Origin of the sequence: Chitinophaga sp., assembly GCF_036569125.1 — a bacterium.
Classification (GTDB): domain Bacteria; phylum Bacteroidota; class Bacteroidia; order Chitinophagales; family Chitinophagaceae; genus Chitinophaga.
In genome coordinates this window covers 1-17,452 of sequence record NZ_DATCRF010000446.1, presented here as the reverse complement: position 1 = coordinate 17,452, position 17,452 = coordinate 1, and the positions used below count along the sequence as shown (strand labels likewise).

Annotated in this window: 14 protein-coding genes; 3 read left to right on the top strand and 11 right to left on the bottom strand. The window is 48.5% G+C overall.

What is annotated here, in order from left to right:
- A partial coding sequence (locus VIM87_RS16740; protein WP_331998100.1) for a glycosyltransferase family 2 protein occupies positions 1-1,550 on the top strand: 1,550 nt, incomplete at its 5' end.
- Between the two features lie 9 nt (positions 1,551-1,559).
- Positions 1,560-2,696: a UDP-galactopyranose mutase gene (gene glf, locus VIM87_RS16735; protein ID WP_331998099.1), complete on the top strand. Its 1,137-nt coding sequence runs from the start codon at positions 1,560-1,562 to the stop codon at positions 2,694-2,696.
- Here the strand turns inward: glf and VIM87_RS16730 are convergent.
- The 5 genes from VIM87_RS16730 to VIM87_RS16710 all read right to left on the bottom strand — a co-directional run bounded on the left by VIM87_RS16730 (position 2,693) and on the right by VIM87_RS16710 (position 11,741).
- Positions 2,693-3,733 (bottom strand): hypothetical protein, encoded by a 1,041-nt coding sequence (locus tag VIM87_RS16730; protein ID WP_331998098.1) that lies wholly within the window; start codon positions 3,731-3,733, stop codon positions 2,693-2,695. The genes glf and VIM87_RS16730 overlap by 4 nt on opposite strands.
- A 55-nt stretch (positions 3,734-3,788) precedes the next feature.
- Positions 3,789-5,579, bottom strand: coding sequence for a right-handed parallel beta-helix repeat-containing protein (locus VIM87_RS16725; protein ID WP_331998097.1), 1,791 nt, complete (start codon positions 5,577-5,579; stop codon positions 3,789-3,791).
- A gap of 90 nt (positions 5,580-5,669) precedes the next feature.
- A complete protein-coding gene (locus tag VIM87_RS16720; RefSeq protein WP_331998096.1) occupies positions 5,670-7,154 on the bottom strand; it encodes a RagB/SusD family nutrient uptake outer membrane protein in 1,485 nt (494 codons plus the stop codon).
- Positions 7,155-7,168: 14 nt separating this feature from the next.
- Positions 7,169-10,528: a TonB-dependent receptor gene (locus VIM87_RS16715; RefSeq protein WP_331998095.1), complete on the bottom strand. Its 3,360-nt coding sequence runs from the start codon at positions 10,526-10,528 to the stop codon at positions 7,169-7,171.
- A gap of 64 nt (positions 10,529-10,592) precedes the next feature.
- Entirely contained in the window at positions 10,593-11,741 is a 1,149-nt protein-coding gene (locus tag VIM87_RS16710; RefSeq protein WP_331998094.1) for a FecR family protein, read from the bottom strand.
- Between the two features lie 146 nt (positions 11,742-11,887).
- Between VIM87_RS16710 and VIM87_RS16705 the strand changes: the two genes are divergently transcribed.
- Positions 11,888-12,481 (top strand): RNA polymerase sigma-70 factor, encoded by a 594-nt coding sequence (locus VIM87_RS16705; RefSeq protein WP_331998093.1) that lies wholly within the window; start codon positions 11,888-11,890, stop codon positions 12,479-12,481.
- Here VIM87_RS16705 and VIM87_RS16700 read toward each other — a convergent pair.
- Genes VIM87_RS16700 through VIM87_RS16675 form a run of 6 tightly spaced genes read right to left on the bottom strand, consistent with a single transcriptional unit; the run spans position 12,464 to position 17,333 of the window.
- Positions 12,464-12,826: a DMT family transporter gene (locus tag VIM87_RS16700; protein ID WP_331998092.1), complete on the bottom strand. Its 363-nt coding sequence runs from the start codon at positions 12,824-12,826 to the stop codon at positions 12,464-12,466. The genes VIM87_RS16705 and VIM87_RS16700 overlap by 18 nt on opposite strands.
- A 5-nt stretch (positions 12,827-12,831) precedes the next feature.
- Positions 12,832-13,728 (bottom strand): sterol desaturase family protein, encoded by an 897-nt coding sequence (locus tag VIM87_RS16695; protein ID WP_331998091.1) that lies wholly within the window; start codon positions 13,726-13,728, stop codon positions 12,832-12,834.
- Entirely contained in the window at positions 13,725-14,633 is a 909-nt protein-coding gene (locus tag VIM87_RS16690; protein ID WP_331998090.1) for an N-acetylneuraminate synthase family protein, read from the bottom strand. Before VIM87_RS16690 ends, VIM87_RS16695 begins: the two co-directional genes overlap by 4 nt.
- Positions 14,634-14,663: 30 nt before the next feature.
- Positions 14,664-15,161: an HAD-IIIA family hydrolase gene (locus VIM87_RS16685; RefSeq protein ID WP_331998089.1), complete on the bottom strand. Its 498-nt coding sequence runs from the start codon at positions 15,159-15,161 to the stop codon at positions 14,664-14,666.
- A gap of 19 nt (positions 15,162-15,180) precedes the next feature.
- On the bottom strand, positions 15,181-15,984 hold the full coding sequence (locus VIM87_RS16680) for an SDR family oxidoreductase (RefSeq protein WP_331998088.1): 804 nt from the start codon (positions 15,982-15,984) through the stop codon (positions 15,181-15,183).
- A gap of 5 nt (positions 15,985-15,989) precedes the next feature.
- Positions 15,990-17,333, bottom strand: a complete 1,344-nt coding sequence (locus tag VIM87_RS16675) for an aminotransferase class III-fold pyridoxal phosphate-dependent enzyme (protein ID WP_331998087.1) — start codon at positions 17,331-17,333, stop codon at positions 15,990-15,992.
- Between the last annotated feature and the right edge of the window lie 119 nt (positions 17,334-17,452).

Genomic DNA, 17,452 nt, shown 5'->3' with positions numbered 1-17,452 from the left:
CCCTGCTGGCTACCATGCAGGCCAACCCGGAAGCAGTGCTGGCTTTTGCCGGTGTGCATCACAGCTATTCAGATACGGCAAGCGGCTCTTACCGCACCGCATCGCCGGGTAAGATCCATGGGTTTGCGCTGCAGCTGGTACAGGTAATGCATAAAAAAACAGATTGCACCTGGATGGAACGTGCAGAGCTGGTGACCGATGACCTGGATAAAATGTTCTGGGAGCGGCTTTCGCAAAAGGGCGTATTTGTGGGATCAGGAAACGTAACCTGTGAATGGGTTGATCATCCTTACCAGCGGCATAAGATCATCCGGGAGAACAGCACCGGTGGCATTTACCTTTATAAGCGGTATTACAACGTGCCTGAACCCATCCGCTTCCAATCCACCATCGGTAATTATATTGATGAAAATATACTTTATAAGGGCCTTGAAAAAGTAAATGTTCCGCAGGACCAGCTGAAGATCCTGATAGTAGGAGAGCTTGGCTATAACCCTGAAAGATTGTATGCGCTGGAAAAGCTGGGCCATAAACTATACGGCCTGTGGCTGGAAAGCCCCCACTGCTATACGGCTGTTGGCCCCTTCCCTTTTGGAAATATTGAAGACCTGTCGCTGGATAACTGGCAGGAGGAAATAGAAAGGATCAAGCCCGATGTTATTTATGCCTTGCTTAATTACCAGGCCGTACCACTTGCCCATTATGTAATGCGCGCCAACCAGGACATTCCTTTTGTATGGCATTTTAAAGAAGGCCCTTTCTACTGCAGAACTTTTGGTATGTGGAAAGAGCTGGTGGAGCTGTATTATAATGCTGACGGAAGGATCTACATTAACCCGGAAATAAAAAGCTGGTACGAACAATTTATTGGCGATAAGAGCCGGCCTTTCCACATCCTGGACGGCGATCTGCCGCTGGGCAAATGGTTCAGTGAAAAAAGATCTCCCCTGCTGTCGGATAGTGATCAGGCTATTCACACCGTATCCTCCGGGCGGCCTTATGGCCTTGAGCCGGATGATGTAGGCGAGCTGGCCCGGCATAACATACACCTGCATTTATACGGTGATTATACACAGTCGTTCTGGGCGCACTGGATCCGTGAATCACGGGAGGTTGCAAAAGATCACCTGCACTTGCATTCCTATTGCAAACCGGAGGATTGGGTGCAGGAATATTCCCAGTATGATGCAGGCTGGCTGCACCTGTTCCGCAGCGATAATTACGGTGAGCTGTTAAGATGCAAATGGGATGACCTGAACTACCCTGCCAGGATGTGCACCCTGGCTGCTGCAGGCCTTCCCATGCTGCAACGGAATAACAACGGGCACCTGGTGGCTGCTGAGCGGTTAATAAGAAAGCTGGACATAGGCGTTCTTTTTAACAACATACCGGAGCTTGCGGAGCAACTAAAGGATAAGCATGCCCTGAAACAGGTGCGTGATAATGTTTGGACCCACCGCCGGCAATTTACATTTGACCATCATGCACAGGAGCTGGCAGATTTTTTTCAGCAGGTGATTGCTTCAAAAAAGATCCTGCAACCCGCTTAAAATGATCTTATGAGAGAAACAGCCTATGACTACCTGATCGTTGGCGCCGGCTTATTCGGATGTGTTTTTGCGCATGAAATGAACAAACTGGGAAAAAGGTGCCTGATCGTTGAAAAGCGGGAACATCCCGGCGGTAATATTTACTGTGAGAATATGGATGGAATAAATGTTCACATACATGGCGCACATATCTTTCACACCAACGACCGCAAAATATGGGACTATGTAAACCAGTTCGTGGAGTTTAACAACTATACCCATACGGTGCTGGCCCGCTATGAGGACGAGCTGTATAACCTGCCCTTTAACATGAATACCTTTTACCAGCTATGGAAGGTACAAACACCGGAAGCAGCATTGAATAAGATACAGCTGCAAAGGGAGCAGCTAAACATAGTAAATCCGCGTAACCTTGAAGAGCAGGCCTTATCGCTTGTTGGGCCCGACATTTATGAAAAGCTGATCAAAGGTTACACTGAAAAGCAATGGGGAAGAAAGGCTGCTGAGCTGCCAGCCTTTATTATTAAAAGGCTGCCACTCCGCTTCACTTTCAACAATAATTATTTTGACGATGCTTTCCAGGGTATTCCCAAAGGCGGATATAATAAGCTGATAGATGCACTGACGGCTGATACGGAGGTACGTCTTAAAACAGATTATTTCAAACACCGCTATGAGCTTGACCAGCTTGCGGAGAACATTGTATTTACCGGCCCTGTTGATGAATTTTATGGTTTTTCACAAGGCCGCCTGGAGTACCGCAGCCTTTCGTTTGAGCATAAGCTGCACATGTGCGCTAACTACCAGGGAGCAGCTGTTGTGAATTACACCGCTGCTGAAATTCCCTACACCCGGATCATAGAACACAAACATTTTGAGAACGGCCGGCAGCCCTTTACCATTGTTACCCATGAATTTCCGAAAGAATGGAAAACCGGGGATGAACAGTATTATCCCATCAATGATGAGCGGAACCGGAAGATCTATAACGCGTATAAAAAAATGGCCGCCCGGGAATCCAACATATTTTTTGGGGGCAGGCTGGCAGAGTACCGGTATTATGATATGGACCAGGTAATTGCATCTGCGCTTACCAGGGTTAAACAGCTCACTGCAAAACCGCTTTCCACTGTAGCGGATATTTAGGCTGGTTTGCTTTCAGGATCAGCCACCAGTGATTTCAGGAATGCCCACAGGTCATCGTGCAGCGCTTTAAAGTCCTCCTTTAAATTAAGCGTAAGCTCCTCTAACCCTATCCTGGATACAGATTGAAAGGTTTCGTCCTTAAAATACCGCGATAAGGATTGAATGATATCATCAATAATATCACGGTTGGCCAGGCGCTGGTTAAAATAAAAAAGATGTATCATCGGCTGATCCATGATAACCCAGCGGGTTCTTTCTTCGATCTGGCAGGTATAATGAATAATTTCCTCATCAAATACAGAGTTGAATTTCTCATGATCAAGGTTCAGCCAGAACTGCTTTTCAAAAAAGATACAGCCTATTGAATAGCCGGTATTCCGGGGTATTTGCAGCTTTTGCAGATTGCTGGTCTTTGATATGAAGTCATCAATTTTTAAGGAGGTCCACTGGTGCACCCACCATCCCAGGTAAGGCTCCTGCCAGATGGTGCCGTAGCTTCCATTGTTAACTACACCGGGCGCGTAATCATTAATGGCGCCTCCCCGCAGCTTATAGTTAAACATGGACCTGAAATCTTCTCTTTTGTTAAAAATGTCCAGCAGCTCGTTAAATCCAAAACAATTATTGTTTATTAAGCCGGTGGTAAAACCCACCCTGCCTCCTGCTGACAGGGCTGCATAGGCTTCATGCAGTTCATTCAGCCAGCCCTTTTTCAACGGGATCACATCATCATCTATTTTACAGATGAATGTTACATCCTGTAAGGGCGCATAATCTGCTAAGATCTCCTTAATGGCAAAAAAGGCTTTTGCACCTGAGCAAATGGGACGCACCACAAAGCGGCTGGCAGGGTCTTCCAGCGCCCAGCTGCGAGCTATCCTTTCTACCATGGCGCTTCCCAGCGTGCCAATGCCGTTCAGGATCACTACTATTTTTTCATTTTTATCTACGGTGTGCGTAAGGGACCTGAGGGTTAATTGCAATGATTCAAAATCATAGCTGGCCAGTATAATGAGGGCTCTGGATGAAGGGTTCATTTCGTGGAAGTTATTCGCTAAATATAAAATAAATCCAGCGTAATTTATAGTGTTATTAATGAACACCCGTTATTTTATTATCCGTAACATGCACATCCCTGCACTGCTCAAACTTTAAAAATTCATCTATCCTCTTTCCCTCGCCGGCTGCCTTAATCGTATTGCCCCTGAAAAGTATATTCGCCGTGCTTTTTGCACTCAACAACCCTTTTCCCTGCAGCTGAAAAGTGTTATGCGTAACCGCAATATTGTTATGCACAGCAGCCGTACCGCTCACCGTATTTTCCGGGTGTATGTTTATTACCGGTTCCCCGCAATTATTAAAAGTATTGTTGCTGATGCTTACATCTTTCACCATACCTGATTCATACCAGCTGGAGGCGTCGTCACTGATCAGGATAGCGCTCATGTGTGTATGTTCAAAAGTATTATGATCAATGCGCACCTTGCGCCGGGTGCCTACCAGCAGCCCCCTGGTGGGGATCCTGGTAAGGGTGGTGTTGTGTACCCATACCTGTGGCGTAGCGCTTGTATTTTCCACTACATCGCCGGTGCTAACGGCAGCGGGTATATTATTCTTCAATGTAAGCAGGCATTGCTTATCATTTACCTTTTCCACATTTACTATAACGTTTTCTCCTGTTGAAAGCAGGCTTTCCGGATGAATGTATGCAATACTGTCGCCGGCTGCAAATGCATTAAACCCGAAAGTTTGCGGGTGCATAAATGCCACCAGCAGCTTGTTGGGCGCTGTTTTTTCCAGGATCTTCAGATAGGTGCCGTGTACATTAATGGCATCGTCATTTGCGGCGGAGAGGTAGCTGTTATTTACCTCTATGGCGCCACTGCATCCTGAAAAATGAAGGATATCGGCCCAGGCGGCGCAGGTTCTTCCACTGCCTGCTGCCGGCCTTACGGTGATGCTATCCATTTTTATGTTGCGGCAATATTGGCTTACCACGCCCATGCCATGCATAAAATTTATGTGAATGTTGCTAAGCGCAATATTGCTGCTGTACTGCATAAAGATCCCTGCGCAATCCCGGGTTACATCCCGGTTCTGGTAGGTACAGCCTTTTTTAAATCCCGGATCCTTTTTGAAAAAGATGCGTACCGTACCCTTGTCCTGTAAAACAAAGCGCAGGCCCTGCGGATCTATTTCCATACGCGAAAGCTCATTTGCAAGCGGATCAAATACCTGCCAGTAAGTACCAGGTCTATAAGACCAGCCCTCGCCTATCCAGGTAAGCAGGCTATCCCGGATACTGAACTTTGAATCAGGGTGAATGACCGCATCTGCATGATCATCGCCTACTGCTGTAATTGTAAGCTCCGAAACGGTGGGCCGCTGGTAATCGTACGTAAGCCCGTTGATGTGTATATAGTGGCTGTAGTTAACAAAGGTTTCTATCATCTTACCCCGGAACATAAACGTTGCACCCTGTGCATACACCTGTACCTGCTCACAGCTGTCAAATACAAAGGCAATGGCTTTGGGTTCATAAGGCTGATCGTTTGTATTGGAAATGTGTAATGCTTTTTTAAAGGCGCTGTCCGGGAAAAAGTCGTAGCGGCCCGGGGCAAATTTTATTTTCACCGGCTGCCTTACCGTACCTTTTGCCCTTAGCACCAATGATCCGTGAAAAGCGCCTGCTGCCAGCACTTCCACCACATCGCCGGGTTGCAGGGTCAGCTGATTAATACGATTAAATGTTTTCCATGCCTGTGAGGGGTTCACGCCGCTGTTTGCATCATTGCCCTGGCCGGGGTGAATGTAGTAGGTTGTTTGCGCATTAGCACCTGCACAACAAAACAATAATATGATCCACAACAAACGGCGCCTCATGATATACTATCCTGTTTAATGAAATAAAAAAGATCTGCCTCCCTGCCTTTCAGAACAGGGAAGCAAATCTCTAAATATAAAATTATCTGCTCAATAATTATCGTTCTGTATCAATACCGGCGCATTGCGGTCTATTTCTATCTGCGGCAAGGGCCAGTAATCGAACTGCGGGCGGTAAATGGTTTTGATGTTAGGCGTTAAGGGATTTTGCACAAAACCATTTAATTTCTGCTGTGCTATGCCCCACCTGCGCAGGTCAAAATAGCGCAGGCCTTCCAGTGCAAACTCCACGCGCCTTTCATGCCGGATCCTTTCCCGCATATCGCCCTGGCTAAGCCCTGCCGGTAATGCCGCCATTGCCACGCCGGGCCTTGCACGCACTTCATTTACCTGCTGGTACACGCTGGCGTCAGGGCCTGCTGTTTCATTCTGCGCTTCGGCATACATCAGCTTTACATCTGCATACCTTAACCAAACATAATCCTGGTCATCCAGCATGCCGGGCTGCGGATCCACGTTCTTGGGATCCAGCCATTTTTTGCCGGGATAAAATCCGCGGGTCCAGTTGTTAACGCCCGGCGTACCTACTGTACCGGGATAAGGCCAGCCCTGTGCAGGCGTATCGCCGGGGAAAAAGAAAGTCATGGTTTTACGGGGATCGCCGGCTTCATACTCGTCGATCATATTCTGCGTGCCCTGCAGGTCTTTATATCCTGCGCCGATAATAGCGGTGGTGATCGCAAAATCATGCGGCACCGCCGGCGCCTGGAACTGTATGGAGAACATGATCTCCGGGCTGGAACGCTGATCCGGTTTGTAAAAGTTGCCGGCATAATTGCTGCTCAGCGAAAACAAGCCGCCATCAATAATTGCTTTGGCCAGTACAGCTGCTTCTGCGTATTTCTTTTCAAATAACAATACGCGCACTTTCAGCCCCTGTGCCGATGCCTTTACGGCGTGGCCGGTGGTGTACTTAACATCCGGTAGCCCGGCAATGGCGGCATCCAGGTCGCTTTCAACGAGCTTCAGAATATCGGCACGCGGCGATTTGGTTACCTTGGCTTTGAAGTCAAGCGTCAGCGGATCGTCCGTTATCAGCGGTACATTGCCATAGGTTTGCGCTAACATAAAGTAGTGAAAAGCCCGCAAAAAGGAGGCTTCACCTTTATACTGGTTTAGCTTATCGCCTTCCAGCACCTTCCCTACATTGGCTAAAAAACTATTGGCAGCTGCAATACCCTTGTAGGAGGTAATGTACAGGCTTTGGTCATTAGAGGTTGGAAAACCTCCAATGGTTGGTGTCAGGCCTGCTATTAATGATTGCTGTGCGCCACCCTGGTTGTTCTGACTGTAGGAGTTATCACTAAAATTCTCCCACCACATGGGTGCATAAGCGGTGATCTGACCATTGGCCGCTGTTAACGTGGAATATAATCCGGTAAGCGCCAGATCCGCATCCCCCGGTGTTTTCCAGAAGATGCCGGTTGATAATTTATCCGGCGGTGTAACATCCAGCTTTTTACAGGCGGTGAAAAAAACTGCTGCTATCAGAATAAAGTGGTAATATCTTTTCATATACTTTATGCTTATTAGAATTGAACAGATGCACCTAATGTGAAAGTGCGGTTTTGCGGGTAGTTGGCAAAGCCATACCATGCATCCGGTTTGTTATTAATGTCCAGCCTTTCAGGATCGGTGGCTATTTTCAACGGCGTAAAAAGCGCCAGGTTGTCAACGGAGGCATATACGCGGATCATTCTTATGCCTTTTACCAGTGACTGTGGCAAAGTGTATCCTACCTGTAAATTCTTGATGCGCATAAAGCTGGCATTAAACAGGTAATAGGAAGAGGGTACATTGGTTATTTTAGGATACCCGTAAAAGCCCATGTAGATCTTAGGTTTGGTGGCCGACGGGTTTTCCGGTGTCCAGCGGTCCAGCCAGTCGGTGGTTGGCATTGCGCCCTGCGCAAAAGGATCTACGCCCCATTTATACAGGTATAGCTTATTTCCGTAGGAGCCATACAGCTGTATGCTGGCATCAAAATTCCCCCAGTTGGCGCCCATGGTATAGGAGTATTCAAACTTTGGATATTGCCCATCGAATATGGTGCGATCGTTAGCATCCACTCTCCCATCTCCGTTCGTATCCTTGTACTTAATATCACCGGGAGTAGGCACACCGCCCAGGGATGACTGATCAGGGGATTTATCAATTTCTGCCTGGCTCTGGAAAATACCATCCATGGTTTGCAGGTAAAAGGAGTTAATGGCATAACCGTTACGCATAATCGTTTGTCCGTCAGGCCCGCCAATTTCATCGGCTCCAAAGGATGTCAGCTTGTTGCGGTACACCTGGAAGTTGGCAGCTGCATAATAGCTGAACTTCTTGCTAAGCTTATCCTGGTAACGTACGCCAAACTCAACACCCTTGTTGCTTACCGCGCCATTGTTAACAATAGGCGCGCTTACGCCCAGCGCCTGCGGCACCTGTGACTGCCTTAAAATATCGTAGGTATATTTGGAGAACCAGTCGAAGGTGAAGTTCAGCCGGTTATTAAAGGCAGTCATGTCCACACCTATATCTGTCATACGCGTGGTTTCCCAGGTCAGGTTAGGATCTACCAGCATATTGGGTATAAAGCCGGAAAGTATACCGCTTGCATAGGCATAATTTGTTTGCGCCAGGGTTGACTGGTAAGGATAGGTGCCTATGTTCTGGTTGCCCAGGCGGCCCCAGGATGCGCGGATCTTCAGATCATTCAGCCATTTAACATTTGCAAGAAAGCTTTCCCTGGAAATACGCCATCCGCCTGAAATAGACTGGTACAAACCCCAGCGGCTGTCAGCCGGCAAACGGGAAGTACCGTCGTAGCGCAGGCTTACCCCCAGCAGGTATTTATCTTTAAAATTGTAGTTCATGTTGCCATACAGTGAATGGATCACCCATTCTTCAGAGGAGCCTCCGTTCGTTTGCCCGCTTACTGCGCCGGCATTCAGCTCTGTGAGCTGGTTGGTGGGATAGCCAATGCGGTTGGCATCCATATAGCTTTTATTATCTGTTTCCTGCTGCACACCGGCTAAAACCGTAAGGTCGTGACTGCCGAACAGCTTATGATAATTCAGCTGGCTGTAGATAGTGGAATGCGTTTCATCATGATGATCCATGGCAAGGCCCGGCGTACCCACATCGGCATTGCGGCTATAGGAAAGATCGCTGTACAGGTATACCGGGATCACCGGCCGGAAGGTTTTCATTTTGTAGTACTCAAAGTTAATACCGGCGCGGTTCTCCCACTTCAGGCCTTCTGCCACATCTACATCAATGGAAATATTTCCCTGCCCGTAGTAATCAGGATTGCTGGTCCTTAAAGTAGATGCAAGCACGGGATTTTTATTACCCAGCTCCCGGTCATAGGCCTTGGTGATCCACAACCCGTCTGCTGTTTGCGCGGGATATAAAGGCGACTGCGCCAGGGTGGAGATATACAGGTCGGTGGCATTGTTGTACGGAAATTTTCTGTCGCCATACCGCACCTGTATGTTGGTGCCCAGCGTTACGCGTTTATGTACCCGGGAGGTTAAGCCCAGGGCAACGGTGTACTTCTTATATTCAAAACCCCGCATAGTTCCCGGCTGGTTTGTAAACCCCATGCCCAGGCTATAGGTGGTTTTCTCAGTACCACCGCTTAAATTAAGATAGTGGTTCTGTACCGTTGCAGTGCTGAACATATCTTTTAACCAATCGTGGTTAGGATACTTTACGCGGTCGGTGGCATTCTGGTACAATGCTATTTGTTCATCCGTATAAATGGGCGCATTGCCGGAATTGGCTTCCGCTTCATTCAGCAGCGTCATATACGTAGCTGAATTGGTAATGAGCTTTGGCAGACGGTTGGCTTTGGCAAAACCAATATTGTAATTATAGGAGAGCGTAAATTTTCCCGGGTTACCTTTTTTAGATTTCACCACTATTACACCGTTGGCGCCCTGTGAGCCATAGATAGCGGCGGCCGATGCATCTTTCAGCACGTTTACGGATTCAATGTCGTTGGGATTGAGCGCGCTCATATTCCCCGGCACGCCATCCACTATCACCAGCGGGGCATTACCGGCGCCACTGAACGTGCCTACGCCTCTTATACGTAATTGTATTGTTTCATTACCTGGCTCGCCGGAGTTCTGCACTACAGAGAGGCCGGGCAATTGGCCCTGCAGCAGAGAGGCGGCGTCGGTAGCCACCCTTTTGGTAAGGTCCTCGCCATTGATAGTGGCAATGGCGCTGGTTAAAGTATGCCGGCTTTGAGTGGTGTAGCCGGTTACTACTACTTCTGTTAGCTTACGGTCATCTTCCAGCAGCGTAACATTGATCAGGTTCTTTCCATTCACTGCTATCTCCTGTTTTGCAAAGCCTATGAAACCAAAGGTAAGCGTGCCGTTAGCATCAGGCAGGTTCAGGCTATAGGTGCCGTCGGCCAGGCTGGCCGTGCCGGTGGTAGTGCCTTTCAGCTGTATGCTAACACCCTGTAAGGGCACGCCTTTATTATCGGTTACCGTGCCGTGAACCGTGAAAACAACGGGCAGCAGCGGTTTATTCTTAAGCGTTACCGTCTTTTTATTAATGATATAATCCAGGGGCTGCTTATCAAAAATGATCTTCAGCGCAGCTGTAACCTCCATGTTCTTTAATGAAAGCGACACCGGTTCGGCTAAGCGGATCAGCTGTGTGCTGTATAAAAAATCATAACCGGTTTGCTGCTGAATAGTGTACAGCACATCTTCCAGCGAGGCTTCGTGCACCTCAATGTTCACTCTTTGCGCATAGGTGCGCGCGCCCAGCTGCAAGGCAGTTGCAAGTAGTAAGATACAGCTGAATTGAAGGATGCGCCTGCATCTGGCAAGGGCATGACGTGGCCTCCCGAACATTTGTTCAGTAAAATTTCTATACATGTGAATGTCAGGTTTAATTATAGTTTTTGTATCACAGACAATTTTAATGGTGCAGCAATGACGGTTATGGCATAACGATGACGTTCCTTCCTTCTATCTTAAAATGTACCAGTCCGGTAAGCTCAAGGCCATTCAATAGCTCCGGCAGATCTTTCCCTTTTGAATAGGTACCGCCAAATGTTCCTGTTGGCAGCCCGCCCCTGTATGTTATTTCTACATCGTACCAGCGGCTGATCTGCCGCATAATATCCCCGATCGTGTTATTTCTGAAAACAAAGTAGCCCGCCTTCCAGGCTATTTCCTGGTTTACATTCACGCGCTTTTTTTCAATGCCCGGGCGCGATCCGGTAATAAGGCCCTGCTCACCGGGCGCCAGCAGTACGGAAGCAGTGGCAGCGGATAAACGTACTGCCCCTTCCAGCAAAGTAGTTTTTAGCACGCCTTCATCATTATAGGCGTTAATATTAAAATGCGTACCCAGTACATGCACATCCGCACGGTTCGTATGTACAATAAAAGGCTGCTGCTCATTTTTACTTACCTCAAAATAGGCTTCCCCGCTTAGCACCACCTTACGTTCGGCCCCGGCAAATACTTCAGGATAGGTTAATGATGATCCGCTGTTCAGCCATACTTTGGTGCCATCTGAGAGGGTTACGGCGTACTGCCCGCCCCTGGGCACATGCATGGTGTTCAGCGCATTTTCATTTGCCGCTGCCCCATTGCTGTTAGCCGTATAGGAAAGCAGGCCATTTGCTTTTGTGATGGCTGTGCTGCCGGTTTGCGCCAGCACCCCTTCAGGCGCATCATTCAAGGTTATTACAGAACCATCTGCCAGTGTAAGGGTGGCGGTGTTGGTACCGGGTTTAATGGGTTTGGGGGCTGCTGCCGGCGCTTTATTTACTTTTACGGCCAGCGGCTTTTTAGTATTGTTCTTAGTGAACAGCGCGCCCAAACCCAGGGCTAACAGCAGCACGGCGGCGGCAGCCCGCCACCAGTTTGCAAGCCGCACAACCTTTTTACCGCTGGTGGTTTGTATTATTTTGCCGTAAATACGGTCTTTCAGCTGCTCGTCCACTACAGCAGCCTGTGTTTCCTCCTCTTCCAGCAAATGAAAATTATCCCGGTACTGCATAAGCTGCGCAGCTTCTTCGGGCGTGCAGGATCCGTTCCGGTACTTCTCGTATAACAATATGTATTCTTCTGGCGTCATAAGGTGGAATAAGCGATAAAATTGGTTGTTGGCAGTGCCTCTCTATATATAGTGTGTAAAACGGGAGCGGCACACACATACTTTTTAAATTTTTTTAGAAAATATTCCGGGTTTATGGATTATTACTATTTTTATGGCGCCACATTATGAATAACGATTTCTCTGACCATGAATTATGGGAGGGTGTTGTCTCTGATAACAGCAGATCCTTTGCGCTGCTATATGACCGCTATTGGAAAAAATTATATGCCACTGCCAGGTACTATTTAAAAGACGAAGCGGCTGCCGAAGAAATTACCCACGATGTATTTGTATCGCTCTGGGAAAAACGCAAATCCAGTAAAATAGAGAACTTTCAGCATTACATACAGGCTACTGCACGCTATCATGTATATAAATATTTGAAAGCGGCAAAAATAAACTGCGTGGAATACCTGGACCAGTTTGCAGAATTAAACACGCCGCCGGTTTATAATTTTGCGCCGGAAAAACTGGTGTATGAGAACATGGAATGGCAGCTGGCGCAACTGCTGAAAGATCTGCCGCGGCGCTGCCAGGAAATTTTCTGGCTAAGCCGCATTAACCATTTAAGCAACCAGGAAATAGCCGACCGGCTGCATATTTCAAAACGTACCGTGGAGAACCAGATAACGCTGGCACTGAAAGTGCTGCGCATTGCTTACCCGCAGTTCCTGCTGGCGGCAGCTATCGGGGATTTTATATTACACTCCTCTCTTTAATCCAACAATACCCGCTACTATCAACCCCAGGTAAATAAGCTGTGTGGGCTGCCAGGGCTCTTTAAAGAGCATAACATCTACCAGCTTTACGCCTATCAGCGCTACGCCCATCCATACTGCCAGCGCAGTGGAGGTGGGGATCTGTTTTACGGAGAGCGAAAAAAAGAACACGTTGGCCAGGCCAAAAACAATATATCCCAGCAAGGGCATTAACACCAGCAGGTTTTGGCTGCTGAAAAATGCCGGCCAGCGGATAGCGCCGATCTTTTTAAAGTCAAGGAACTTCAGGGAGAAGGTCCAGGCAATTTCAAAAACAGATGCGATCAAAAGATAGATCCAGGCCATAAGGTTTATTTTGAAATAGCAGGTTCGGGATTGCGTTGTGGCACCGGCGATTTGTGCAACATTCGCCCTAGCCATTTCAGGAAGCCGGGACGCAGATGATAATATTTATTGAACAGCTTATGCTGTAAAAGCTTTTCCTCCGAAACCTTTTTTACCGCGTGTACGTGCTGCACAAAATAATCTTTGGGATAGGCATACGGCAATCCAAAAGTATCCGGCTTTTTATTGGGCAGGTAGGCGGTGCCGAACAGCCAGTCCCATATTGCAAACTTGGTAGAGAAGTTAGCATAGAACACCTCCCTTGCATTGGCATGGTGCCACTGGTGCATCTCCGGCCCGTTGATCACATATTGCAGCTTGCCACTCCTTACATTGATGTTGGAATGGATGTACATGCCCCATACCGCATCTATCAGGGCTTTAATGGGCACTACCAGCGGGTTTGCGCCTAAGAGTATGATGGGTGCAAACTCAATGGTTTGGTTGATCAGGATCTCCAGGCTATGCGAACGGGAGCCTGCCAGCCAGTCCACTTCCGTATTGGAATGATGGGCTTCGTGTGTACGCCACATTATTCTGGAATGGTGCTGCCAGCGATGGAACCAGTAAATATAGAAGTCGTGCGTAATGAGGAAGAACACTACCTGCACCCATAATGGCCAGCCGGTAACCAGGTGAAGGGCCGACAAATGCCAGGCCCTGTCAACAGGAAGAATAATATAATCGAAGATCAGGATCTTCAGGAAATAGCTTTGTATAAAGGTGTACCAGACCAGGTCCACCCAAAAGCCTTCCCTGAAAAGGGAAAGCCCTTTGGTATAGGGATACTTTCTTTCCAGCAATACCAGCACTACTACACTTAGCAACAAAATGCCGGTAGTATAATACACTAAATGGTTCATGCAAGCGGCTTTAACGGCTCCTGTTGCGGTGTAATAACCCGGCGCAATCTTTTCAGTACGCCCATTTCACTTTCGTATACCCGTTTAATACCATCGCCCATAGCCGTTTCAATATCGCGGATATCGCGCACCAATTTATGCATACCTTGCGGCTCAACTGATGCAGCATGGTCAGATCCCCACATGGCGCGGTCCAGGGTAAAATGTCTTTCTATAAAATAAGCGCCCATTACTACTGCTGAAAGCGTGGTGGCCAAACCGGTTTCATGACCGGAGTAACCAATAGGTGTTTCCGGGTACAGCTCCTGCAGGGTGTTGATCATTTTCAGGTTCAGCTCCGCAGGCGGGCAGGGATAGGCAGAGGTGGAATGCGCCACCAGCAGGTTATCCAAACCAAATTTCTCTATAGTGCTTTCTATCTCGTGCATGGTAGACATGCCGGTTGATAAGATGTAGGGTTTGCCGGTTGACTTTACTTTTTCTATCAGTGCATAATCCGTAAGGGAAGCGGATGCAAATTTGTATACACCGGGGTTAAACTGTTCTATGAAATCCACGGAGGGTTCATCCCAGCAGGATGCAAACCAATCAATATTCTTATCGCGGCAGTGCTGGTCAATAGCTGCATATTCATCGTACCCCAGCTCTACCTTATGCCGGTAGTTAATGTAGGTCATGCGGCCCCAGGGGGTATCCCGCTGCATATGCCATTGGTCTTTGGGTGTGCAAAGCTCCGGGGTGCGTTTCTGGAATTTTACCGCATCGCAGCCTGCTGCTGCTGCTTCGTCAATGAGCTTTTTTGCAATTTCAAGGGAGCCGTTGTGATTGATGCCAATTTCGGCAATAATATAGGTGGGCTGGCCCTGGCCAATACTTTTCCGGTTACTTACCGCAATTGTTTTCATATAGATGAGTTGTTTGTTGTGGATATGCCGTCACGACCGGTATGCGATCAGCCACTCTGCAAACTCACGGAAGGCGCCGTCACCGCCTTTTTGCGTGCAATGAACATCCACCATCGCAGCTACCTGCGGCATGGCGTTTGCCGGGCATGCAGAAAGGCCTGCCAGCTGTATAATGCTGATGTCGTTCACATCATCGCCGATAAAGGCAATTTCTTCCGGCTGCAGTCCGCTGCGTTCCAGGATCACTGCCAGTAAGCCGCCTTTGTCCTTGATGCCCAGGTGCAGCTCAGTAATGTTCAGCTTTTCTGCACGTTTTACTACCGAGCCGGATGTTTCACCGGTTACTATACCGGTTTCAATACCGCACAGCTTCCGGAGCCGCTCTACGCCCATCCCATCGCGGATGGAAAAACGTTTCATTACTTCGCCTGCTTCTGAATAGTACACGCCGTTATCCGTTAATACACCGTCTACGTCCGTGAGCAGTAATTTGATCTTCCCTGCTTTTTCTTTTAATGTTTCGTTCATGTTGATGTTTGTTGAAATTTTAGATAGCTGTCCACCCGCCATCTACAACCAGGTTAGCCCCGGTCATGTAAGCGGATGCATTGCTCGCTAAAAATACAACAGCTCCTTTATAATCAGCGGCCGATGCCATTTTTCCCAGTAAGGTTTTGGCCGCATAATTCTGTATGAAATGATCATCCTGGCTGTTCTCCACGCCACCAGGGGAAAGCGCGTTCACCCGCACATTTTTATTGCCCCAGTAAGCGGCCAGGTAACGGGTAAAGCCCAGCACTGCTGCTTTGGTAACCGGGTAGGCCGGCGATTTATAAAAGGTTTGCTCCCCTGCTGCGTTGCGGTAAATGCTTTGGTCCGGCGCTACCATGCCGTAGGTAGATGATATGTTGATAATGCTGCCGCTGCCCTGCTGTACCATTGCAGTGCCCATTACCTGCGAGCAAAGGAACATACCGCTTACGTTCACATTCCAGGAGCGGTTCCACTGTTCCAGCGGGTAGTTCTCAAACATCGACTGCTCTTTTGCCAGCAGTGGGTTCTCAAACATGTCATTGATGGCGGCGTTATTCACCAGCACGTCTATACGTCCGTACCGTTGCAGGATGCTGTTCTTTGCATTTTCCAGGGAAGCGGGGCTGGTAACATCCATAGCCACTGCCAGGTGCTGCGGCCCTAATGCAGCAGCCAGGGTATTACAGGCGGCTTCGTTCAGGTCAGCCACCACCACCTGCGCGCCGGCTTCGGCCAGGGCATTGCAATGCTGCACGCCCAGTAAGCCACAGGCCCCGGTAACAACGGCTACTTTACCTTTTAAAGAAAAAAGATCCATGTTGTTTACAGGGCTTTTACAACCGGTTTAGTATTAAAGTTGCTCACCTTCCTGAACACAGCTTCCACCGGCTTGCCTTTCAGCAGGCTGCTTACCTCATTATTGGCTATTGCCTGCTGCAGCAGGGGCAGCACCTCGCGGTAAGCCGCCAGCGTGTGCTCAAGATCTGCATCGGTATGGGTAAAGCACATGTTATGAAAACCCGACCACAGGATGCCTCTTTTAAACAGCTCCTGCTGTACAAATGATTTCATGTGCAGCGGGTCCTGGCCCGGTGCATTAAAGCTTACCAGTGAGCGGCAATCGTAACCGGTACAGCTGGTATACTGCTGCATGCCTGTTTCTGCTGCAATCTGGTTATAGCCTTCCCGTAAGCGTTTGCCTTTTTGTGCAAGCACCGCAGGTACATCCTGGTCTATCATTTCCTGTATGGTGGCTACTGCTGCTGCCAGCGACAGCGCCTCACCGCCAAACGTGGTAAAAAAGAACACTTCTTCATTGAACAGCTGCATCACCTCTTTGCGGCCTGTTAACAGGGAGATGGGCATGCCATTGGCAAAAGCTTTTGAATAGCAGGCCAGGTCGGCTTTTACGCCAAAGTATTCCTGCGCGCCGCCTACTGCTATCCTGAAGCCGGTCCACATTTCATCAAAGATCAGCAGGGTGCCGTTGGCTTCACAAAGCTCTTTCAGCTGCTGCAGGAAATTATCTTTAGGCGCTGCAAATACAAAGGGCTCCAGGATCACACAGGCCGTATCTGCATCCAGGGCCTGCTTTACAGATTCAATATCGTTATATTCAAAGGTGGCGCTGAGCGCAGCTATTTCTTCCGGGATGCCGCTGTTACGGCTTGTAACGGAAATATACCAGTCGTGCCAGCCATGGTAACCACAGCAAAGCACTTTCTTTCTGCCGGTAAAGGCGCGGGCTACACGTATAGCCGCACTGGTTACATCAGCGCCGGTTTTGCTGATGCGGATGGCTTCTGCATTGGGTATAACCCGGTGCACCAGCTCAGCCAGCGTTACTTCCAGCTCATGCATCATGGAAAAGGTAATGCCGTCTTTCAGCTGAGCACTAATAGCTGCATCCACACGCGGGTAACAATATCCCAGCGAAAGAGGACCTATGCCCATGTTATAGTCTATGAACTCATTGCCATCCACATCCCATACGTGCGCATCCTTTCCTCTTTTCAGGTACTTGGGGGCCACGCCGGTAATATACTGGCCGGGGCCTTTGGCCAGGGTTTGGGTTACAGGCGTCATAATATTTACGGCGCGTGCATATAAATTATCTGATTCAGTAATTACAGGGTACTGTTCGTTAAATGCTATGGTGTTTGGCATTGTATTGTGTTTTACAGTTGCTTTAAAATGGTAGCTGCTATAGCGCCGGGTGTAAAGCCTTCAAAGGCCAGCACTTCGTTTAATAAACCGGGCTTAAACCAGCGTTCTTTCAGCGCCAT